Annotated in this window: 20 protein-coding genes and 1 riboswitch; of the genes, 9 read left to right on the top strand and 11 right to left on the bottom strand. The window is 67.1% G+C overall.

Annotated features, from left to right (window positions below; translation table 11 throughout):
- Window positions 1–16 precede the first annotated feature (16 nt).
- The 4 genes from trkA (at window position 17) to GH660_RS12310 (ending at window position 6305) form a co-directional block, all read left to right on the top strand.
- The gene (trkA, locus tag GH660_RS12325; RefSeq protein ID WP_153146972.1) at window positions 17–1450 is read left to right on the top strand and encodes a Trk system potassium transporter TrkA; all 1434 of its coding nucleotides are present in this window, start codon (window positions 17–19) and stop codon (window positions 1448–1450) included.
- A 46-nt stretch (window positions 1451–1496) separates the two neighbouring features.
- Window positions 1497–2915, top strand: a complete 1419-nt coding sequence (locus GH660_RS12320; RefSeq protein ID WP_153147137.1) for a TrkH family potassium uptake protein — start codon at window positions 1497–1499, stop codon at window positions 2913–2915.
- Window positions 2916–2973: 58 nt separating this feature from the next.
- Window positions 2974–4041 carry a uroporphyrinogen decarboxylase gene (hemE, locus tag GH660_RS12315; protein ID WP_153146971.1) on the top strand — a complete coding sequence of 356 codons (1068 nt, stop codon included), beginning with the start codon at window positions 2974–2976 and terminating at the stop codon, window positions 4039–4041.
- Between the two features lie 281 nt (window positions 4042–4322).
- Window positions 4323–6305 carry a primosomal protein N' gene (locus tag GH660_RS12310; protein ID WP_153146970.1) on the top strand — a complete coding sequence of 661 codons (1983 nt, stop codon included), beginning with the start codon at window positions 4323–4325 and terminating at the stop codon, window positions 6303–6305.
- Window positions 6306–6315: 10 nt separating this feature from the next.
- Here GH660_RS12310 and GH660_RS12305 read toward each other — a convergent pair whose 3' ends face one another.
- Genes GH660_RS12305 through GH660_RS12290 form a run of 4 tightly spaced genes read right to left on the bottom strand, consistent with a single transcriptional unit; the run spans window position 6316 to window position 9799 of the window.
- Window positions 6316–7527, bottom strand: a complete 1212-nt coding sequence (locus GH660_RS12305; RefSeq protein ID WP_153146969.1) for a nitrate/nitrite transporter — start codon at window positions 7525–7527, stop codon at window positions 6316–6318.
- Entirely contained in the window at window positions 7524–8231 is a 708-nt protein-coding gene (locus tag GH660_RS12300; protein ID WP_153146968.1) for an MOSC domain-containing protein, read from the bottom strand. The genes GH660_RS12305 and GH660_RS12300 overlap by 4 nt, the downstream gene beginning before the upstream one ends.
- A gap of 18 nt (window positions 8232–8249) precedes the next feature.
- On the bottom strand, window positions 8250–9143 hold the full coding sequence (locus tag GH660_RS12295; RefSeq protein ID WP_153147136.1) for an ROK family protein: 894 nt from the start codon (window positions 9141–9143) through the stop codon (window positions 8250–8252).
- A 5-nt stretch (window positions 9144–9148) separates the two neighbouring features.
- A complete protein-coding gene (locus tag GH660_RS12290) occupies window positions 9149–9799 on the bottom strand; it encodes a class I SAM-dependent methyltransferase (protein ID WP_153146967.1) in 651 nt (216 codons plus the stop codon).
- A gap of 82 nt (window positions 9800–9881) precedes the next feature.
- Here GH660_RS12290 and GH660_RS12285 point away from each other — a divergent pair, with 82 nt between their 5' ends.
- Entirely contained in the window at window positions 9882–10202 is a 321-nt protein-coding gene (locus tag GH660_RS12285) for a DUF1840 domain-containing protein (RefSeq protein WP_153146966.1), read from the top strand.
- Between the two features lie 85 nt (window positions 10203–10287).
- Here GH660_RS12285 and GH660_RS12280 read toward each other — a convergent pair whose 3' ends face one another.
- Entirely contained in the window at window positions 10288–10668 is a 381-nt protein-coding gene (locus tag GH660_RS12280) for a cytochrome c5 family protein (protein WP_194266311.1), read from the bottom strand.
- 55 nt (window positions 10669–10723) lie between these two features.
- On the opposite strand from GH660_RS12280, the gene GH660_RS12275 reads away from it, so the two are divergent.
- Complete coding sequence (locus GH660_RS12275; protein ID WP_153146964.1) at window positions 10724–11425, top strand: N-acetylmuramoyl-L-alanine amidase; 702 nt, start codon at window positions 10724–10726, stop codon at window positions 11423–11425.
- Between the two features lie 27 nt (window positions 11426–11452).
- Here the strand turns inward: GH660_RS12275 and murB are convergent, their stop codons facing one another.
- From murB to bamE, 3 genes are all read right to left on the bottom strand, one after another.
- Entirely contained in the window at window positions 11453–12466 is a 1014-nt protein-coding gene (murB, locus tag GH660_RS12270; RefSeq protein WP_228276481.1) for a UDP-N-acetylmuramate dehydrogenase, read from the bottom strand.
- Window positions 12463–16125 (bottom strand): methionine synthase, encoded by a 3663-nt coding sequence (gene metH, locus GH660_RS12265; protein ID WP_153147134.1) that lies wholly within the window; start codon window positions 16123–16125, stop codon window positions 12463–12465. The genes murB and metH overlap by 4 nt, the downstream gene beginning before the upstream one ends.
- 71 nt (window positions 16126–16196) lie before the next feature.
- Window positions 16197–16282, bottom strand: a riboswitch (S-adenosyl-L-homocysteine riboswitch).
- Window positions 16283–16331: 49 nt separating this feature from the next.
- On the bottom strand, window positions 16332–16823 hold the full coding sequence (gene bamE / locus GH660_RS12260; RefSeq protein ID WP_153146963.1) for an outer membrane protein assembly factor BamE: 492 nt from the start codon (window positions 16821–16823) through the stop codon (window positions 16332–16334).
- A gap of 68 nt (window positions 16824–16891) precedes the next feature.
- Here bamE and GH660_RS12255 point away from each other — a divergent pair, with 68 nt between their 5' ends.
- Window positions 16892–17284, top strand: a complete 393-nt coding sequence (locus GH660_RS12255) for a rhodanese-like domain-containing protein (RefSeq protein ID WP_153146962.1) — start codon at window positions 16892–16894, stop codon at window positions 17282–17284.
- Here GH660_RS12255 and GH660_RS12250 read toward each other — a convergent pair.
- The 3 genes from GH660_RS12250 to GH660_RS12240 are packed head-to-tail and all read right to left on the bottom strand — an operon-like array spanning window position 17264 to window position 20201.
- Window positions 17264–18466 carry a multidrug effflux MFS transporter gene (locus tag GH660_RS12250; RefSeq protein WP_228276480.1) on the bottom strand — a complete coding sequence of 401 codons (1203 nt, stop codon included), beginning with the start codon at window positions 18464–18466 and terminating at the stop codon, window positions 17264–17266. The two genes, GH660_RS12255 and GH660_RS12250, sit on opposite strands and share 21 nt — an antisense overlap.
- A complete protein-coding gene (locus tag GH660_RS12245) occupies window positions 18459–19952 on the bottom strand; it encodes a YifB family Mg chelatase-like AAA ATPase (protein ID WP_153146960.1) in 1494 nt (497 codons plus the stop codon). Before GH660_RS12245 ends, GH660_RS12250 begins: the two co-directional genes overlap by 8 nt.
- A gap of 6 nt (window positions 19953–19958) precedes the next feature.
- On the bottom strand, window positions 19959–20201 hold the full coding sequence (locus GH660_RS12240) for an accessory factor UbiK family protein (RefSeq protein WP_153146959.1): 243 nt from the start codon (window positions 20199–20201) through the stop codon (window positions 19959–19961).
- Between the two features lie 245 nt (window positions 20202–20446).
- On the opposite strand from GH660_RS12240, the gene GH660_RS12235 reads away from it, so the two are divergent.
- Both GH660_RS12235 and glnK read left to right on the top strand, forming a co-directional pair.
- Window positions 20447–21322 (top strand): TorF family putative porin, encoded by an 876-nt coding sequence (locus tag GH660_RS12235; protein WP_153146958.1) that lies wholly within the window; start codon window positions 20447–20449, stop codon window positions 21320–21322.
- Window positions 21323–21403: 81 nt separating this feature from the next.
- A complete protein-coding gene (gene glnK / locus GH660_RS12230) occupies window positions 21404–21742 on the top strand; it encodes a P-II family nitrogen regulator (RefSeq protein WP_153146957.1) in 339 nt (112 codons plus the stop codon).
- Window positions 21743–21748: the final 6 nt, after the last annotated feature.

Here is a 21748-nt window from a genome sequence, read left to right as displayed (position 1 = left end):
CCGGGGCGGGGGCGACATGAAAGTCATCATTCTGGGGGCTGGCCAGGTGGGGGCCAGCGTGGCCGAGGGCCTGGTGTCGGAAGAGAACGACATCACGGTGGTCGATAGCGACGGCGCCCGGCTGGCGCAACTGCAGGACCGTCTCGACCTGCGCACGGTGGTCGGCAACGGCGCCGTCCCCTCGGTGATGCGCAATGCCGGCGCCGACGACGCCGACCTCATCATCGCCGTCACCCAGAGCGACCAGACCAACCTCGTCGCCTGCAAGGTGGCGCACAGCGTCTTCAACGTGCCGACGCGGATCGCCCGCCTGCGTTCGCGCGATTTCCTGGAAGACGCCAGCCTGCTCGCCCCGGAGAATTTCGCGGTCGATTTCGCGCTCTGCCCGGAGCAGGTGATCACCGACTATATCCGGCGCCTGATCGAGTTCCCGGAAGCCCTACAGGTGCTCAATTTCGCCCGTGGGCGCGTCAGCCTCGTCGCGGTGCGCGCCTACGAGGGCGGCCTGCTGGTCGGCAAGCAGATCAGGCAGATGCGCGAACATCTGCCGCCCGAGATGGACGCCCGCATTTCGGCGATCTTCCGCCGCGACCAGCCGGTCTTTCCCGAGGGCGACACGGTGATCGAGGCCGGCGACGAGGTCTTCCTGCTCGCCGCCGCCGAGCATATCCGGCCGGTGCTGCGCCAGTTGCGGCGGATGATGAACCCCGTCCAGCGCATCATGGTCGCCGGCGGTGGCAACATCGGCCTGCGCGTCGCCAGGTCGCTCGAGAAGCGCTACGAAATCAAGCTGGTCGAGGGGCGCAAGGAGCGCGCCGAATTCCTCGCCGGCGAGCTCAACAATACGCTGGTATTGCTCGGCGACGCGACCGACGAGGAGCTGCTGGAACAGGAGAACATCTGCGAGATGGACCTCTTCCTCGCCGTGACCAACGACGACGAAGACAACATCATGTCCGGCAGCCTGGCCAAGCGTCTCGGCTGCAAGCGCGTGGTGGCGCTGATCAACCGCCGCGCCTACGCCGAGATGATCGAGGGCGGGCCGATCGACATCGGCATTTCGCCGGCCCAGGTGTCGATCGGCACGCTGCTCGCCCACGTCCGCCAGGGCGATGTGGCGGAAGTGCACTCCCTGCGGCGCGGGGCGGCCGAGGCGCTGGAAATCGTCGCCCACGGCGACGCCCGGACGTCGCAGGTGATCGGCAAGCGCATCGACCAGATCGACTGGCCGCACGGCGTCACCGTCGCCGCGCTGGTGCGCAATTTCGACCAGGCGGTGATCGTCGGCCAGACCGACGACTGGACCGCGATCACCCGCCACGGCGAGGTGGTGATCGCCCACCACGACACGGTGATCGAGGCCGAGGACCACGTCATCGTCTTCTGTACCCGGAAGAAGCTGGTCAAGCAGGTCGAGAAACTGTTCCAGGTCGGTTTCCACTTCTTCTGAGGGGTCGACCGTGACACGCTTCGCCCCTGTCTATCGCGCGCTGGGCATGATCATCATGCTCTTCGGGCTGACCATGCTGGCGCCGCTGATCCTCTCCTACGTCACCGAAGACGGCGCCCAGACCGCCTACGACGAAGCCTTCGCGCTGACCATGCTGTGCGGCGCCTTCCTCTGGTATCGCTACCACAACTGCAAGCGCGACCTCGCCATCCGCGACGGCTTCCTGATGGTGGTGCTGGTGTGGACGGTCCTGCCAGCCTTCGCCGCCATTCCGCTGATGATCCACCTCGGCCTCAGCCACACCGATGCCTATTTCGAGACGGTTTCCGGCCTGACCACGACCGGCTCGACCATCCTTTCCAACATCGACACGCTGCCGATGTCGATCAACCTGTGGCGGCACCAGCTGGTCTGGGTCGGCGGCATGGGCCTGATCGTGCTGGCCATCGCCATCCTCCCGCTGCTCGGCATCGGCGGCCGCCAGATGTTCAAGGCCGAGACGCCGGGGCCGATGAAGGACGCCAAGATGACGCCGCGCATCGCCGAGACGGCGAAGGGCTTGTGGCTGGTCTATCTGGGGGTATCCATCGCCTGCATCGTCGGCTATCGCTGGGCCGGCATGACCTGGTTCGATGCCGTCTGCCACGGTTTCTCGACCATGGGCCTGGGCGGCTTCTCGACGCACGACGCCAGCTTCGGCTATTTCGATTCACCGGCCATCGAGCTTGTCTGTATCATCTTCATGCTGATTGCCGGCATGAATTTCGGTACGCTGTTCCTGGCGGTGCATGGGCGTTCGTTGCGCCCCTACCTGCACGATCCCGAGGCCGGCTGGTTCATCGGCGTCACCGTCGTCAGCATTCTCATCGTCGCCATTTACATCTGGAAGGACGGGGCATACGCCGAACTCGACACGGCGGTACGCCACGTGGCGTTCAATCTGGTATCGATCGCGACGACGACCGGCTACGCCAGCGTCGACTACGCCCTGTGGCCGATCTTCGCCCCGCTGTGGATGCTCTTTCTGTCCAGTTTCGCGACCAGCGCCGGGTCGACCGGCGGCGGCATCAAGATGATGCGCGCCCTCCTGCTCTACAAGCAGGTGTACCGCGAACTGCTGCGCGCCATGCACCCGAGCGCCGTCTACAACATCCGCGTCGGCGGCCAGGTGGCGCCGCAGTCCATCCTGTTCGCCGTGCTCGCCTTCGGTTTCATGTACATGGTCAGCGTCGTCTCGCTGACCCTGCTGATGGCGTTTACCGGCCTCGACATCATTTCGGCGTTCACCGCCGTGGTCGCCAGTATCAACAACACCGGTCCCGGCCTCGGCGTGGTGGGACCATCGACGACCTACGCGGTGCTTGAAGACTTCCAGACCTGGATCTGCATCTTCGCCATGCTCCTCGGCCGCCTGGAGATCTTCACCCTGCTCGTCGTCCTGACCCCCGCCTTCTGGCGGAAGTGACCCGGCGCCCGGAAAGGCGGATAATCCCACCTTTGCGATTTTTCTGGCGGAGTCCGACGTGAGCCGACCCAAGAACGATACCTTCCTGCGCGCCCTGCTGAAGGAGCCGACCGACTACACCCCGCTCTGGCTGATGCGCCAGGCCGGCCGCTACCTGCCGGAGTATTGCGAGACGCGCAAGCGGGCGGACAACTTCCTCAACCTGTGCAAGTCGCCGTCGCTCGCCTGCGAGGTCACGCTGCAGCCGCTGGCCCGCTACGACCTCGATGCCGCCATCCTGTTCTCCGACATCCTCACCGTGCCGGACGCGATGGGCCTCGGGCTCTATTTCGCGGAAGGCGAGGGGCCGCGTTTCGAGCGCCCGCTGCGCGAGGAATGGGCGATCAACGACCTCACCGCGCCCGATCCCTACGATCACCTGCGCTACGTGATGGACGCCGTCGCCGAGATCCGCCGTGCGCTGGACAACTCGGTACCGCTGATCGGCTTCTCCGGCAGCCCCTACACGCTGGCCTGCTACATGGTCGAGGGCCAGGGGTCGAGCGACTTCCGCCACATCAAGGCGATGCTCTACAACCGGCCGGACCTTCTGCACCGCATCCTGTCGGTGACCGCCGATTCGGTGACCAGCTATCTCAACGCCCAGATCGACAGCGGCGCCCAGGCCGTGATGATCTTCGACACCTGGGGCGGTTCCCTGTCGGCAGCGGCCTACGAGGAATTCTCGCTGGCCTACATGCAGCGCATCGTCGCCGGCCTCAGGAAGGAAAGGGACGGCCAGCGCATCCCGAGCATCGTGTTCACCAAGAACGGCGGCCTGTGGCTGGAGAAGATCGCGGCGATCGGCTGCGACGCGGTCGGTCTCGACTGGACCATCGACATCGGCGAAGCGCGCCGCCGGGTCGGCGACAAGGTGGCGCTGCAGGGCAACCTCGACCCCAACGTGCTGTTCGCGCAACCCGAGGTCGTCGCCGCCGAAGCCCGCAAGGTGCTCGACAGCTTCGGCCCGGCCAACACCGGCCATGTCTTCAACCTTGGCCACGGCATTTCGCAATTCACGCCGCCCGACCACGTGACGGCGCTGGTCGAGGCGGTGCGCTCGCATAGCCGCCTGTTGCGCCGATAGGGCGCCAAAAGGCGGGTGGGAAACGGCGGTTATGCACAGAACGTCGTTTCCTGCACAAAAAAAATTCCAAACCCGCTCTTGACAGTTCGCGTTTTGTTCAAGTTGTTGATTTGATTGTGTTTGTCGAATTGCCTAATATTTCGGCAAAGTAACAAAAGCCTTTCGCCATCGTTACTTAGCTGATTCGTCCAAAAGCAATCCACAAAGTTATCCACAGGATTTGTGGACAAGCCGAAAAACCCTGATTTATCGGGGTTGGGCGGCATTTCCAGAAGCCGGCCATGCCTGTTCTCCGCGTCGCCCTCGACCTGCCGCTGCATCGCCTGTTCGATTATGTCGCCGCCGACGCGTCGACCGCGGATGTCGGTTATCGCGTGCGGGTGCCGTTCGGGCGCGGCGAGCGGGTCGGCGTCATCGTCGAGGTCGCCGTTGCCAGCGAGTGGCCGCCGGAGCAGCTGAAAGCGGCCGGCGAAATCCTGCGCGACCTGCCGGCATTGCCCGCCGATTTCTTCGGCCTTTGCGAATTTGCGAGCACTTACTATCAGGCACCGCTCGGCGAAGTGGTCATGCAGGCCTTGCCTGCCGGTCTCAAGCGTGTGGCCCCGGTGCTCCGCCGCCAGGGGCGGGCGGTGCGTCCGCCGCCGCCGGCGGCGGCCCCCGAGCTTACCGCGGCGCAGGCTGCGGTGCTCGCCACCATCGCCGTGCAGGACGGCTTCGCCACCCATCTGCTGCATGGCGTCACCGGCAGCGGCAAGACCGAGGTTTACCTGCGCTTGGTCGAGCGCACGCTGGCGGCAGGCAGGCAGGCGCTGCTGTTGGTTCCCGAAATCAACCTGACGCCGCAGCTCGAAAGCCGGGTGCGGGCGCGTTTTCCCGAGGCTGGCGTCGTCTCGCTGCATAGCGAGCTGGCCGAGGCGGCGCGCGAACGCAACTGGCTGGCCGCCTTCGCCGGCGAGGCCAGCATCGTCCTCGGCACGCGCCTGGCCATTTTCGCGCCGCTGCCGCGCCTCGGGCTGATCATCGTCGACGAGGAACACGACACGTCGTTCAAGCAGCAGGACGGGATGCGCTATTCGGCGCGCGATGTCGCGGTCTTTCGCGCACGCCAGCATGGCATTCCGGTCGTCCTCGGTTCGGCGACGCCGGCCCTGGAATCCTGGGCCAACGCGCAGGGCGGGCGCTATCGCCTGGCCTGCCTGCGCGAGCGGGCCAATCCGGCTGCCGTGCTGCCTGCGGTCAACCTGCTGGATACCCGCAAAACCGTGCTCAGGGAGGGCGTCAGCGAACCGCTGCTCGCCGCCATCAGGGAACGCCTGGCGCGCGGCGAGCAGAGCCTGGTATTCCTCAACCGTCGCGGTTATGCGCCGGTGCTGGCGTGCCCGGCCTGCGGCTGGGTGTCGCGCTGCCAGCGCTGCGCCGCCAACCTGGTGCTGCATCTGGCGGAGCGCCGCCTGCGCTGCCACCACTGCGGTTTCGAGAATCGCGTGCCGCAAGCCTGCCCGACCTGCGGCAACCAGGACATCCATCCCTTCGGCCGCGGCACGCAGCGGGTCGAGGTCTGGCTGCAGGAACAGTTCCCGGAAGCGCGCATCCTGCGCGTCGACCGCGATTCGGTGAAAAGCCGTAAGCAGTGGGAAGCGATGCTCGAACGCATCCACGGCGGCGAGGCGGACATCCTGGTCGGCACGCAGATGCTGGCCAAGGGCCACGATTTCCCGAAACTGACGTTGGTCGGCGTGCTCGGTGCCGATGCTGCGCTGTTCGCCGCCGACTGGCGGGCACCGGAACGCCTGTTCGCCCAACTGATGCAGGTTGCCGGACGCGCCGGGCGCGCCGAACTGAAAGGCGAGGTGCTGATCCAGACCGAGTACCCGGATCACCCGCTGTACGCGGCGCTGGCCGCCCACGACTACCCGGGCTTTGCCGCCGCGTTGCTCAAGGAACGCGAACAGGCCGGCTTTCCGCCCTATGCCTTCCAGGCTATGTTGCGCGCCGAGGCGCCGGAGATGGCCGATGCCATCGCCTTTCTCACCACCGCCTGCGCCTTGCCGGTGGTCCAGGAACACCCGAACGTCGTCCTTTACGACCCGGTGCCGATGAAACTCTCGCGCCTCGCCAGTCTCGAGCGCGGCCAGCTGCTCGCTGAGTCGCCGTCGCGCCCGGCCCTGCAGGCCTTCCTGCCGCGCTGGCGGGAAGCCATCGAGGGCATCAAGGCGCCGTCAAAACTGCGCTGGCACCTTGAGGTCGATCCGCTGGAGTTCTGATTTTGCCGTTTTATTGGCGTCGACCGGAGATGAACAACCAGGCGAAGGCGGCGACCTGGCCGGCCAGCAGCGTCAGGAAGCCGGTCCGGTAAGCAACCTCGGCGGCCCAGCCGGCAGCCTGGAGCAGGTCGACGAGGGCGCCGAAGCCCCATTGCAGGCCGAAGGCGCCGGCGAAGACGAGCAGGTTGAGCGCTGTGTTGGCGCGCCCCGACAAGGCTGGCGGGAAGGTTTGCGCGACCAGCGAATAGGCGATGTTGGACAGCGAGAAACAGGCGCCGAGCACCGGCCACAGCCAGTCGCTACCGTACCCGGGAAGCAGGGTTAGCCCGGCCAGGCTGACGATGGCGGCCAGCATGGCACCGAGATAGACATGCTCGAGCTTGACCCCGCGCCGCACCAGAGCGGCGGCGAAGAAGCCCATGAACAGGAAGCCGGCGAGCATGGCGCTGCTGATCCAGGTCAGGCGGGCGGCGATGGCGGTGCGGTCGAGGTGTTCGATGACACTCATCCAGCGCGTCGCCCACAGGCCCTGTACGGCCATGAAGCCGCCGGTCATCCAGAAACCCATCGGCGCGTAGCGCCAGAAATTGCGGCTGGTGAACACCTGGTGGACGCCGGCCAGTTGTTCGGCAAATCCGGCGCCTTTGGGGCCTTCCTTGTCCGGCACGAACCACCACAAGGCGGTGGCGACCAGCAGCGTGGTCACCGCCAGCCCCAGCATGATCTCGCGCCAGCCGGCGAAGCCGAGCGCCAGTTCCAGCGGCTTCGAGGCGGCGAGGGCGCCGAGGCCGCCCGAGGCCATGATCCAGCCGGTCAGCGAAGCCTGGCGCTCGGGCGGGAACCATTGCGAGAAGGCCTTGAACGAGGCCATCAGGCAGGCCGAGACGCCGAGGCCGATCAGCGCGCGGCCGACGGCGAGGCCGGTCAGCGTATCGGACCAGGCGAAGGCAGCGGCACCGGCGGCGGCGATCAGCAGCAGCGCGGCCTCGACGCGGCGCGGGCCGAAGCGGTCGAGCAGCATCCCGAGCGGCAACTGGGCCGCACCGAAGGCGAGGAAATAGGTACTGGTCAGCAGGCCCAGCGCGTTGTCGCCGAGGCCGAGGTCGCGCGCCAGCACCGGGCCGATGACGGCGTTCGCCGTGCGGTAGAGGTAGGACAGGAAATAGCCGGCGGCGAAGGGCAGGAACAGGCGCAGCCACAACTGACGGTTGTCGAGTGTCATTTCCCGGCCTCCGGTTTCACGTGGAACGCCGGCGGCGGCGGTGATTCCTGGCCGTCCTGCTTTTCCAGCCAGGCGAGGCGGTCGACGATCTTGCGTTGCCAGCCGGCAGCGATGCCCGGTGTGGCGGCCAGTTGCCGGAGCGCGGCCGGGGCCGGCCGGTGCGTGGCCCAGAGCGCCATCGCGGCGGCGAGGGTGGGGGCGTCGGCGGCGGTTTCGACGAGATCCAGACTGGCCTCCGGGGTTACCGTTCCCGGCTGCAGGACACGGAAATACCAGCCCGTCAGGCGCTGCTCGGCAATATGGGCGGCCATGCCATCACAGCCAAAACGGTCGTCGATCTTCCAGCACGGGCTGCGCGGCTGGCAGACCTGCAGTCGGGTCGCGCCAAGCTGGAAGATGTCGCCGATGCGAACCTGGGTTTCATCGAGTGCGGGACTGGAAATGTTTTCCCCGAGGCTGCCGGGCAGCAGCTGCGCGGCGGCTTCCGGAAACTTCTCGGCGAGGCGCGCGTAGTGGGCGGCCGGATAGAGATGGACGGCCTTTTCCGGGCCGCCGTGGACGCGCCGGTCGGCCTGTTCGTCACCGGAAAAGCCTTCCGGGCCGAGCTGCAGCGCGGCGCGGACGGGATGCTTGAACATGCCGGTCGGGCGCCCGCTGTCGGGGAGCGGAGCAATGCCGCCGATGAAGAGGGAAATGCGGTTCATGGTCGCGTGATTTTGCCATCAATCCCACAGCCATGCCGCGCCGCGCACCCCCGAGGAATCCCCATGTGCCGGCGGGACGATTCTTGTGTAGAAAACGTCCGAAAAAACGTGTGGACCGCAACAGGCCGGCAGGTTGCGGTAGAGGCGCTGCAGGTTCGACAGACCGCCGCCGAGGACGATGACCTGCGGGTCGAGCAGGTTGATGACGCCGGCCAGGGCGCGACCGAGGCGCGCCTCGTAGCGTTGCAGGGTAGCCTCGCAGGTGGCGTCGCCGGCGCTGGCGCGCTGGTCGATTTCTGCCGGATCGAGGGTTTCGCCGGTCTGCTGGGCATGGTCGCGGGTTAGTGCCGGCCCGCACAGGTAGGTTTCGATGCAGCCGCGGCGCCCGCAATAGCAGGCGGGCAACGGCAGGTCGGCGGCTTGCGGCAACGGCAGCGGGTTGTGTCCCCATTCGCCGGCGATGGCGTTGGCGCCGGCGAGGATGTGACCATGGGCGACGATGCCGCCGCCGACGCCGGTGCCGAGGATGACGCCGAAGACTACCTCGGCGCCGCGCCCGGCGCCGTCGGCGGCTTCCGACAGGGTGAAGCAGTTGGCGTCGTTGGCCAGGCGCACCTCGCGCTGCAGCAGCGCTTCGAGGTCGGTGCGGAGCGGGCGGCCGATCAGGCAGGTCGAGTTGGCGTTCTTGATCAGGCCGCTCGCCCGCGATTCGGCACCGGGGATGCCGATGCCGACCGAGCCGCGCCGGCCGAGTTCGCTTTCAGCAGCTTTGACCAACCCGGCGACGGCGGCGATGGTCGCCACGTAGTCGCCCTGCGGCGTCGGCAGCCGGCGGCGCAGCAGTTCCCGGCCGTCCGCCGCGAGGGCGATGACCTCGATCTTGGTGCCGCCAAGGTCGACGCCGATGCGCAGGCGGCTCAAACGCGGACCGCCACGCCCTTCACGTTGCCGTAGGTGGTGGTCATGGTGCGCAGCACGCTGCCGCCGGCTTCGAGCAGCAGCATGAAGAGGTTGCGCTCGGTGTACAGGCAGACCGGCCCGGTGATGCCGTATTTCTTGGCCATCGCCGGGGCGAGCGGGGCGTAGCGGTCGCTGCTGTGCTGCTCGTGGCCGGGATAGCCGTCGCCGAGTTCCGAATGCAGGCCGTGGATCGACACATAGAGCTTGCCGCCGATGCGCAGCTTGAGCAGCAGCTGGCGGATGACCGCGCGCGCGTGCTCGTAGCGCAGGGCGCACAGGCCGCGGCGCACCATGATGATGTCGAACGGCTCGCCCGGCAGTTCGGCGGGCAGCTGGTCGAGCGTGCAGGGAAGGAAGCTGACTTCGTTGCCGATTCCGGCGGCGACGATGCGCCCCTCGATTTCCTGCTTGCGCGCCGGGTCGTCGCCGAGCACGACGCGAGCCTCCAGCTGGGCGAAGCGCCTGGCCAGTTCGCAGCGGCTGGCCGGGATGATCAGCACCGAGGTGCGGTGATCCACCCGCTGGCGCTTGAGACATTCCTCCAGCGCGTAGCGTTCGAGTTCATCGTTCCCCGACTCCAGGGGATTGGCGTTAATATTGGTCGTCATAGGCGGACTCTCCTGCAACCATTCTGCATGATGCGCGGGCAGTCTGACAACCTGAGGCACGGACAAGGCGGAGGAGCATTCCATGTTGGTCAAATTCCTATCGAGCGAAACCGGTGAGCTGATGATGTTCGCCGACGTGGCCGGCACCCTGTTACGGGCGGTCGGCAAGGAGACGACGCGGCGCGGCACCTTCACCCGCGACGAGATGCTGCCCGCCGCGCAGCTGTTGCGCGCCGCCGTCGCGCGCGGCGAAAGCGGCGCTCAGGCGGAGGAAGTGGACGAGGGGGGCGAGCCGCCGGTGGCGCTCGGCCCGCGCGCTTGGCCGCTGATCGACATGCTGGAGCGTTCGGCCAGGGGCGACGCGCAGGCCAACATCGTCTGGGAAGCGGCGGCGGATTTCTAGGGCGAATCTCGGGCCAATTGCCGGCCCGCGCCGTCCGGGCGGTTACCGGAAACGCGCCTCGGGCGGGCCCGCGACCGGCGCCGGGTCAGCCCTTGCGGCGGGCGTCGGCCTTCTTGCGCCAGCGGGCGGCGTCGGCCGCGCTTGGTTCGGCAAACTTGCCGCCACCGGCGTTGGCCATATGGACGACGGCGCGCGCCACCTCGAGATCGCTCAGCTGCGGGTTGCCGCCCATCGCCGGCATCTTGCGCACGCCGCGAAGGGCGGCCGGCACCAGGTCGTTCAGCCCCTCGCGGACCAGCTTGCCCCAGGCCTTGGCATCGCCGAAACGCGGGGCGTTCTCCTTGCCGCTGCCGTGGCACTCGATGCAGACGGCCTGATAGACCTCGGCGCCGCTTTTTTCCTGGGCCACGACGGTCGGCGACAGGGCGGCGATGAGCGGAAGGAGGAGGAGGGGATGGAGACGCATGATCGATTTTCCGGGAGGACAAGCCGCCAGTTTAATTGGCGGCGATAATCCCGGCATGGAATTTCTGCGCCTGTTGATTTCCGCCTGTTTCTGGGCGTCGACCGCAACGGCCCTGGCGGCGCCGCAGGTGGCCGTCGATGTCGGCCACACGCTCGCCGATCCCGGGGCCAGCAGCGCGCGCGGACGCAGCGAATTTGCGTACAACCTCGATTTTGCCCGCTTGCTGGCCGCCGCCCTGCGCGCCGAAAGGCTGGGCGTCCTCGAGGTCAATTTCGCCGGCGCCATCGGCAGCCTGGCCGAGCGCCCGGCGCAGGCGCGCGGCAGCGACTTCCTCATTTCCGTCCACCATGACTCGATCAGCCCGGAATACCTGCAGTTCTGGGATTGGGACGGCGAGGAACTGAGCCATACGACGCTCAAGCGCGGCTTCGGCATCTTCGTCTCGCGGCGCAACCCCGACCTCGCCGGCAGCCTGCGCTGCGCCTCGGCGATCGGCGCCCGGCTGCGCCGCACCGGCTTCGTGCCGACGCCCTGGCACGGGCGCAAGCACCAGCCGGCCGATGCCGACAACGGCGTCTGGTTCTACGACAACCTGGTCGTCCTGCACAAGGCGACCTTTCCGGCCGTGCTGTTCGAGGCCGGCGTCATCAAGCACCGCGAGGAGGAGCTGGAACTGCTCGATGGCGATCGCCAGGCACGCATGGCCGATGCCGTGGCGACCGGCATCGCCGCCTGCCTGGCGGTCGGGACGAAGTGACGAGGCAGCGGGTAGCCGTCGCGCGCCCTACAGGAATATCGGTTCGGGCGTGAGGTCGACGGCGAACTTGTCGCGCACCGCCGCCTGAACCGCCGCCATCGTCCGCCGGACGTCGGCGCCCGTCGCCCCGCCGCAATTGACCAGCACCAGCGCCTGCTTTTCGTACATGCCGACCGGGCCGAGATTCCTGCCCTTCCAGCCGGCCTGTTCGATCAGCCAGCCGGCCGCCAGCTTGACGCGGCCGTCGGCCTGCGGATAGCGCGGCAGGCCCGGATGCGCGGCGGCCAGCGCGGCTGCCCGGGCGGCGTCGACCACCGGGTTGTGGAAGAAGCTGCCGGCGTTCGGCGTCGTCGCCGGGTCCGGCAATTTGCGCCGGCGGATGGCGACGATGGCGTCGGCGATGTCGCGCGGCGTCGGCGCGGCGATCCGTTGGGCGGCCAGTTCCTGGGCGACGTCGGCGTAGCGCAGGTTGGCCGTCCACGCTTTGGGCAGGCGGAAGACGACGGCGGTGATCGCCACGCGCCCGTTGAGATGCCAGCCTTCCTGCTTGAACATGCTGTCGCGGTAGGCGAACCGGCATGCGTCGCGGTCGACGGTGAAAAATGCCTGTTTTTCAAAATCCCAGGCGGTCAGGGAATGGAATCGTTCGGCGATTTCCAGTCCGTAGGCGCCGATGTTCTGGATCGGCGCGGCGCCCACCGTGCCGGGAATCAGGCTCAGGTTTTCCAGCCCCGGCCAGCCCTGCGCCAGCGTCCATTGCACGAAATCGTGCCAGTTCTCGCCGGCACCGGCCGCGACGTACCAGGCATCGGCATCCTCCGTGAGCAGGCGTCTGCCGGGAATGGCCATGTGCACCACCAGCCCGTCGAAATCGCCGTTCAGTACCAAGTTGCTGCCGCCGCCGAGGACGAAGCGTGGCGTTTCGCGCAGTTCCGGGGCGGTGAGTTGCGCGGCGTCGTCGATGCTGGCAAAGCGCGCCGCCCGGCCCGGCAGGGCGAGGGTGTGGCGCGCCGCGAGATCGACGCCGTGCCGCAGGATCACAGCAACGGCGCCAGCCAGTATTCGGCGTCCGTGAGGCTCATGCCCTTGCGCGCGGCCCAGTCCGCGAGCTGATCGTGGCCGATCTTGGGGATGGCGAAATACTGCGCCGCCGGGTGGCCGATGTAGAAGCCCGAGACGGATGCGGCCGGCGTCATGGCGCAGGATTCGGTAAGTCCCATGCCGGCGTTGCCGGGGGCGTCGAGCAGGGCGAACAGGTCGCGCTTGGCGGTATGGTCCGGGCAGGCCGGGTAGCCGGGGGCGGGGCGGATGCCCTTGTATTGCTCGGCGATCAGCGCGTCGTTGTCCAGGTTCTCGTCGCCGGCGTAGCCCCAGTAGTGGGTGCGCACGCGCAGGTGCAGCCATTCGGCGGCGGCCTCGGCGAGACGGTCGGCGAGGGCCTTGAGCATGATTGCCGAGTAGTCGTCGTGCGCCGCCTCGAATTCGGCGATCCGGCTTTCGATGCCGAGGCCGGCGGTCACCGCGAAGGCGCCGACGTAGTCGCGCTCGCCGACGAAATCGGCGAGCGCCAGGTTGAAGCGGCCCTTGGGCTGCTTGTGCTGCTGGCGCAGGCCGACCCAGCGGGCCAGTTCGCGCGTCCGTTCCTCGTCGCCGTAGATGACGATGTCCTCGTTCTCACCACGCGCCGGGTAGAGGCCGAAGACGGCGCGGGCGGTCAGCCAGTTTTCGCCGACGATCCGGGCCAGCATGGCCTTGGCGTCAGCGAACAACTGGCGGGCGGTTTCGCCGACCGTTTCGTTTTCCAGGATGGCCGGGTAGCGGCCGGCCAGGTCCCAGCTCTGGAAGAAGGGCGACCAGTCGATGAAGAGGGCGAGGTCCTCGAGTTCGAGCGTGATCGCCAGCAGCCCGAGCTGGTTCGGGATGACCGGGGCATAGGGCTGGTTCCACGTGAAACGGTTGGCGCGCGCTTCGGCCAGCGAAACCAGCGTGGCGCCCCTGCGCCCGGCGTGCTCGGCGCGGACGCCGGCGTATTCGGCGACGATTTCCTGCTTGTAGGCGTCGCGCTGGTCGGCCGAGAGCAGCTTGGTGGCGACGCCGACGGCGCGCGAGGCGTCGGGCACGTAGACGACGGCGCCCTCGTAATTGGGCGCGATCTTGATCGCCGTGTGGGCGCGGCTGGTGGTGGCGCCGCCGATCAGCAGCGGCTGCTCCATGCCCTGGCGCTGCATCTCGCCGGCGACATGCGACATTTCCTCGAGCGACGGGGTGATCAGGCCGGAGAGGCCGATGATGTCCACCCTGTGTTCGCGCGCGGCGTGCAGGATGTTCTCGCAGGACACCATGACGCCGAGGTCGATGACGTCGTAGCCGTTGCAGCCGAGGACGACGCCGACGATGTTCTTGCCGATGTCGTGCACGTCGCCCTTGACCGTGGCCATCAGGATCTTGCCCTTGGAGCCGAGGCCGGTGCGCGATTTTTCGGCTTCGATGAAGGGTAGCAGGTGGGCGACCGCCTGCTTCATGACACGGGCCGACTTGACCACCTGCGGCAGGAACATCTTGCCGGCGCCGAATAGGTCGCCGACGTGGTTCATGCCGGCCATCAGCGGGCCTTCGATGACGGCGAGCGGTGGCTTGCCTTCGCTTTCCAGTTTGGCGCGCACCTCTTCGGTATCGGCGACGACGAAATCGGTGATGCCCTTGATCAGCGCATGTTCCAGCCGTTTCTCGACGGATTTCTCGCGCCACGAAAGATCGGGGCCGCTGTCCCTGGACTTGCCTTCCTTGACCGTTTGCGCGAACTCGACCAGCGCCTCGCCGGCGCCGGGATTCCTGTTCAGCACGACGTCCTCGACCTTCCCGCGCAGCGTCGCTTCGAGGTCGTCATAGACGCCGAGCATGCCGGCGTTGACGATGCCCATGGTCATGCCGGCGCGGATCGCGTGGTAGAGGAAGACGGTGTGGATCGCCTCGCGCACCGGGTCGTTGCCGCGGAAGCTGAAGGAAACGTTGGAAACGCCGCCGGAAACGTGGGCGTGCGGCAGGTTCTGCTTGATCCAGCGCGTCGCCTCGATGAAATCGACGGCGTAGTTGTCGTGCTCGGGAATGCCGGTGGCGATGGCGAAGATGTTGGGATCGAAGATGATGTCCTCGGCCGGGAAGCCGATGCCGGTCAGCAGGTCGTAGGCGCGCCGGCAGATTTCGGTCTTGCGGGCGAAGGTGTCGGCCTGGCCCTGCTCGTCGAAGGCCATGACGATGACCGCGGCGCCGTAGCGGCGGGCGAGGCGGGCCTGTTCGAGGAACTTGGCCTCGCCTTCCTTCATCGAGATCGAATTGACGATGCCCTTGCCCTGGATGCACTTGAGGCCGGCCTCGATGACGTCCCATTTCGACGAGTCGATCATGATCGGCACCCGGGAGATGTCCGGCTCGGAGGCGATGAGCTTGAGGAAGCGGTCCATCGCGGCGAGCGAATCGAGCATCGCCTCGTCCATGTTGATGTCGATGACCTGGGCGCCGTTGTCGACCTGCTGGCGGGCGACGGCCAGCGCGTCGTCGAAGCGGCCTTCGAGGATCATCCGGGCGAAGGCCTTGGAGCCGGTGACGTTGGTCCGTTCGCCGACGTTCACGTAGAGCGAATCGGCGCCGACGTTGAACGGTTCCAGTCCGGACAGGCGCAGTTTCCGCTCGATTTCCGGCACTTTTCGCGGGTCGACCGCAGCGACCCGCTCGGCGATCGCCGCGATGTGCTCGGGCGCGGTGCCGCAGCAGCCGCCGACGATGTTGACGATGCCGGTCTGCGCCCAGCTCCCGATCTCGTCGGCCAGCATCTCGGGCGTCTCGTCGTAGCCGCCGAAGGCGTTGGGCAGGCCGGCGTTGGGGTGGGCCGAGACGAAGCAGTCGCAGACGCGCGAGAGTTCCTCGACGTACTGGCGCAGCTCCTTGGCGCCGAGCGCGCAGTTGAGGCCGAAGGACAGCGGCCGGATGTGGTTCAGCGAATTCCAGAAGGCTTCGGCGGTCTGCCCGGAGAGCGTGCGGCCGGAAGCGTCGGTGATGGTGCCGGAGATCATCACCGGCCAGCGGCGGCCGGTGCGCTCGAAGAAGGTCTCAAGGGCGAACAGCGCAGCCTTGGCGTTCAGCGTGTCGAATACCGTCTCGACCAGCAGGATGTCGGCGCCGCCCTCGACCAGCCCGGTGATCGCCTCGAAGTAGTTGGCGACCAGCTCGTCAAAACTGACGTTGCGGTAGCCGGGGTCGTTGACGTCCGGCGAGATCGACGCCGTGCGGCTGGTCGGGCCGAGGACGCCGGCGACGAAGCGCGGCTTGCCCGGGTTGGCGGCGGTGAATTCGTCGCACAGCCGGCGGGCCAGCGCGGCGCCCTCGAAGTTCAGCTCGTAAACGATCTCGGTCAGGTTGTAGTCGGCCTGCGAGACGGCGGTCGAGTTGAAGGTGCAGGTTTCCAGGATGTCGGCGCCGGCTTCCAGGTACTCGCGGTGGATGTCGCCGATGACGTCGGGCCGGGTCAGCACCAGCAGGTCGTTGTTGCCCTTGAGGTCGTGCGGGTGGTCGGCGAAGCGTTCGCCGCGGTAGTCGGCCTCGAGCAGCCCGCGGCGCTGGATCATCGTGCCCATGGCGCCGTCGAGGACGAGCAGGCGCTGCTGCAGGAGGGATTGGAGTTCGGCGGAGCGGTCGGGCTGCATCATGATTACCTCGGCAAGACAAACGTGCGCCGGAGACGCCGCAAAAAGCAAACGGCGTCACAAACCGGCAGGGTTTGCGAGCGCCGTTGATCGTTGCCGAGCCTGGCCCCGAAATTCACGGGTGGGCATGAAAAGGGTCGCAGCGCTCCTCGGCAGGGGGCCTAGTTTACTGTCCGCGCCGCCGGCTGCCAAGCGCCTTGATTTGTCTAGGCTTTCATCGCGACACGTTTGCCGGCCTTGGTGACCAGCCCGCTGCCGGTGTCGAAGAAGACGTTGAAATAGGTTTCCTCGTTGTGCGGAATGCCCTCGATCCGCCATTCCCAGACTTCCTCGCGCAGGTTGGCGAAGGTTTCGACGCGCGCCGGCTGGCCGAGCAGGCGGCGGATCCGGTCGCGGTCCATGCCCGGCTGGACCCGGGCGTAGTTGGCCTCGTTCAGCACCTGGTCGACCGTCCGCACGATCTGGTCGGGGCCAAAGGTGATCATGTAGCAATGCACGCCGCTCGGCTGGCGGGTGAATTCCCAGGTCACGCTGCCGTCGTCGTTGCGGAACTCGAACCCGGGATTGCCCATTCGGGCGCGCACCTCGGCGGCGCTCGTGACGCCCGGCTTGATGTCCTGCAGGACGAGGTTGTCGCAGCCGGGGAGGATGGCGGCGATGGCCGCGACGGCGGCGGTGATCCAGTTGCCTGATTTCATGCCCGGAGTTTACGCCATTCCGCGCTTGCTTCCATAATATCGGTATCCCCTGATTTACGGATATGACCATGCAACATCTCGATCCCGTCGCCGCCCATGCCTTCCTGCAGGCGCATCCGCGGGCGCTGCTGGTCGATTGCCGGACGGAAGTCGAGCACATGTACGTCGGCCACCCGGTCGGCGCCGAGCACGTCGCCTGGCAGGAGGCGCCGGACTGGGAAATCGACCCCGAATTCGCCGACAAGGTGAAGTGGCTGGTCGGTGGCGACCTGGAGCGTCCGGTGTTGCTGATCTGTCGCAGCGGCCACCGCTCGGTCTATGCCGGCGAGGCGCTGGAAGCCGCCGGCTTCGCCGCGGTGATCAACGTGCTCGAGGGCTTCGAGGGGCCGCTCGATGACGAATTTCACCGCAGCACCTTGGGCGGCTGGCGCCACCGCGGGCTACCGTGGCAGCAGTCGTAGCTTCTGGTGGGCGCCGGCGGCCAGACCGCCGAGCGTCATCAGGCCGGCCATGCCGAGGGCCAGGGTCAGCGTCGAGCCCCAGAGCAGCGGCGCGATCAGGGCGGCCGCCAGGCTGTTGAAGCCGGACTGGAAGAAGGTCTGGCAGGAAGCGGCCAGCCCGCGCTGCGCCGGAAAGGGGTCGAGGGCGTAGAGGGTCAGGGTGGGCATCGCCAGCGACATGCCCAGGGTGTACGCGCACAGCGGCATGACGCTCCACGGCAGGGCCGGCGGTAGGGTCAGGTTGAGACCCAGATTGGCGAGCGCGGCGCTGCCCATCACCAGGTAGCCGAGGGCGATGGTGCGCCCGCGCGCGACCTTTCCGGCCAGGCGCCCGGAAAGCCACGATCCGCTCATCAGTCCGGCCATGGCCGGGCCGAACAGCCAGAGAAACCCGGTTTCGTGGATGCCGAGATGCCGCATCAGGAACACCGGCGCCGACAGCACGTAGATGAAGAAGCCGGCGAAATTGAGTGAGAGGGCGGCGCAGGCGAGCAGGAAGGGCGGCGAAGTCATCACCTTCCAGTAGGTGCGCCCAAGATAGGCGGGCCGCAGGGATTGTCGCCGCTCCGGCGGCAGGGTTTCCGGTAGCAGCTTCCAGCAGGCCAGCCAGAGTGCTGCGGTCGACAGCACCAGGAAGGCAAAAACCGAGCGCCAGCCGAACAGGGTCTGCAGCCAGCCGCCGATCACCGGCGCGATGGCCGGCGCCAGGGCGAACATCATGGTGATCTGCGACATCAGGCGTTGCGCCGCGGCACCGTCGAACAGGTCGCGCACGATGGCGCGGCTGATGACGATGCCGGCGCCCGCCGTGACGCCCTGCATCGCCCGCCAGAACCAGAGCTGTTCGATGCGGGTGGCGAAGGCGCAGCCGGCCGAGGCGGCGGCGAACAGCGCGAGGGCCAGGAGAATGATGCGCCGGCGGCCGAAGCGGTCGGACAGTGCGCCATGCCACAACGTCATCGCGGCGAAGGCCGCGAGATAGGCGGAGAGGGTCTGCTGGACCTCGAGCGGCGTGGCCCCGAGGGTGGCGCCGATTTCATGGAAGGACGGCAGGTAGGTGTCGATCGAGAACGGACCGAGCGCCGCCATCGACGCCAGCAGCAAGGCGATGGCGCGGGTTGACGGCGCCTTCCCTTCAGCCACCGGAGAGGCGCCGGTACTGGATGGCCTCGGCAACATGGGCGGCGCCGACGGTGGGGCTGTCGGCGAGGTCGGCGACGGTGCGCGCGACCTTGAGGATGCGGTGCCAGGCGCGCGCCGAGAGGTCCAGCCGCTGGCTCGCCTGCCTGAGCAGGCCGGCGCCGGCGGCGTCGGGCATGCAATGGACGTCGACCTCGGCGGCGCTGAGCCGGGCGTTCGGCTTTTGCTGGCGCGCCCGTTGCAGCGCCTGCGCGGCCACTACTCGTCCGCGTACCGTCGCCGACGATTCGCCGTCGCCCTTCCCGGCGAGCGCCTCGGCCGGCAGGGCGGGAACTTCGATCAGCAGATCGATGCGGTCGAGGAAGGGGCCGGAGAGCTTGCCGCGGTAACGGGCGATCTGGTCCGGGGTGCACCGGCACTTGCCGTTGCTGTGGCCGCTGAAGCCGCAGGGGCAGGGATTCATCGCCGCGACCAGCTGGAATTCGGCCGGGAACTCGGCATGGCGGGCGGCGCGGGCGATGTGGATACGCCCCGATTCGAGCGGCTCGCGCAGGGTCTCGAGCACCTTGCGATCGAATTCCGGCAGTTCGTCGAGGAACACGACGCCCTGGTGCGCCAGCGAGATCTCGCCGGGGCGCGGCGGGTTGCCGCCGCCGACCAGGGCGACCGCCGACGCCGTATGGTGCGGTGCACGATAGGGGCGCTGGCCGAAGCGTTCGGGGCGGAACTGCCCGACCAGCGACAGCACGGCGGCCGACGCCTTGGCCGCCTCGACATCGAGCGCCGGCATCAGCCCGGGCAGGCGGGCGGCGAGCATCGACTTGCCGGAACCCGGCGGGCCGATCATCAGCAGCGAGTGGTTGCCGGCGGCGGCGATCTCGAGCGCCCGCTTGGCCTGGCTCTGGCCGCGTACCTCGCCGAGGTCGGCGAAAACCGGCTGATTTTCGAAGTCGACCGCAGCCGGCCGCGGCAGCAGCTGCTGGCCGCCAAGGTGAGCGCACACTTCGAGCAGGGAGCGCGCCGAGTAGATGTTCTCGCTGCCGGTCAGCGCCGCTTCGCGGGCGCTGGCCTCGGGCAGGATGAAGGCCTTGCCGTTGGCTGCCGACTGCAGGACCATGGCCAGCGCGCCGCGCACCGGACGCAGTTCGCCGGACAGCGACAGTTCGCCGGCAAACTCGCAGGCATCCAGCGCCGGCGCCGGAATCTGGCCGCTGGCAGCCAGGATGCCGAGGGCGATCGGCAGGTCGAAGCGCCCGGATTCCTTGGGCAGGTCGGCCGGCGCCAGATTGACGGTGATGCGCTTCTGCGGGAATTCGAAGCCGGAATTGACGATCGCGGCGCGCACCCGGTCACGCGCTTCCTTGACTTCGGTATCGGGAAGGCCGACCAGCGTGAACGCCGGCAGGCCGCTGGCCAGGTGGGCTTCGACCAGCACCGGGGGCGCCTGCAGGCCGTCCAGCCCCCGGCTGTGCGCGACGGCGAGCGCCATGGCCGCCTACTGGCCCGCGCGGGCCTTTTCCAGCGCCTCGACGCGGGCTTCGAGTTCCTTCAGCTTCTCGCGGGTGCGCGCCAGCACCTGCGCCTGAATGTCGAATTCCTCGCGGGTGACCAGATCGAGCTTGGCCAGCAGGCCGCTCACGACCGCCTTGGCATTTTTTTCAAAATCCTTGGCCGGCGAATTGGCGAGCAGGGAGCTCATCTTGTTGCCGATATCTTCGAGTGTTTTCGGGTCGAGCATGGGGTTCCTCCGTGGCTTTCGAGTGTATCACAGCGCCGGTCGGCCCCATTTTGGTCAGACCGCCCGCCCGTGGTGCGTAACAATGTGTAACCGCACCTGTTTGGTGCGCCGCCTTGGTGCATGGCTTGCCACCCTGGGATCAATCCCATGATTTGAATCAAAAAAATTGCCTGGCACGGGTTCTGCTAATGCTGTGCTGCACAATTTTCTTTTTCTTTTTTTACCTTGACTGCAGGAGAGACACCATGAAGAAGTCCCTGATCGCCTTGGCCTTGGCTGGCGCCTTTGCCGTTCCGGCTTACGCCCAAACGTCGTCGTCCGACGCAACGGGCGCCCCCCCGGCCGCCGAACCGGCGGGCCCGCACACCTTGACCGGCAACATGACCATTGCCTCGAGCTATCGTTTCCGTGGTATCGACCAGACCTTCGGCAAGCCGGCCCTCCAGGGTGGTATCGATTACTCGCACGAGAGCGGCATCTACGTCGGTAACTGGAACTCCAACGTTTCCTCCGGCGCCGGCTTCCCGGAAGGCAACCTGGAAATGGACTTCTACGGCGGCTGGAAGAAGAGCTTTGGCGACTTCGGCCTCGACCTCGGCGGTATCTATTACTACTACCCGGGTTCCAATGCCAGCCCGCTGTCCTACACGAACTCCAAGGATCTGGGCGCCTCGTCCAGCGGTACCGTCCATAACGGCGAACTCTACATCGGCGCCAGCTGGAAATTCATCTCGCTGAAGTACAACTACGCGATCACCGACTACTTCAGCCTGCCGGACTCCAAGGGCACCAGCTATCTCGACCTGTCGGCCAACTACGATCTGGGCGACGGCTGGGGCATCCAGGCCCACGTCGGCCACCTGTACGCCTCGAAGTACAAGTATGCCGGCACCACCGGCAGCGACGACATCAGCTACACCGACTGGAAACTGGGCGTGACCAAGGACTTCAGCGGCTGGGTGGTCGGTCTCGCCTATATCGATACCAATGCCAAGGGTGATTGCGGCAGCGCCGAGTTCTACTGCTTCTCCAATTCCCTCAACGCCAACGGCGGCCTGGGCTCGAAGACCAAGGATGCCGGCCGCGGTATTGGTGTGATCTCCGTGTCCAAGACCTTCTAATCCAGCCTGAACCTTCCCCGCCGGTGACCCGGCCGGCGCCAGCGGGGAAGTGCCAATGTCAATTCTTTTGGGGAACTAGCCATGAAATTCGTAACCGCCATCATCAAGCCGTTCAAGCTTGACGAAGTGCGTGAAGCCTTGTCCGCCATCGGCGTGCAGGGCGTCACGGTCACTGAAGTGAAAGGTTTCGGCCGGCAGAAAGGGCACACCGAGTTGTATCGGGGCGCCGAATATGTCGTCGATTTCCTGCCCAAGGTCAAGATCGAAGCCGCAGTGAAGGCCGACCAGATCGACCAGGTCATCGAAGCCATCGAGAAATCCGCCAGCACCGGCAAGATCGGCGACGGCAAGATCTTCGTCTTCGACCTCGAACAAGTCATTCGTATCCGTACCGGCGAAACCGGTACCGATGCCCTGTAAGGAGCG

The organism is Dechloromonas sp. H13, assembly GCF_009469615.1.
Taxonomy (GTDB): Bacteria; Pseudomonadota; Gammaproteobacteria; order Burkholderiales; family Rhodocyclaceae; genus Azonexus.
The sequence above is the reverse complement of the archived record's forward strand: the minus strand, read 5'-3'. Positions and strand labels throughout refer to the sequence as shown.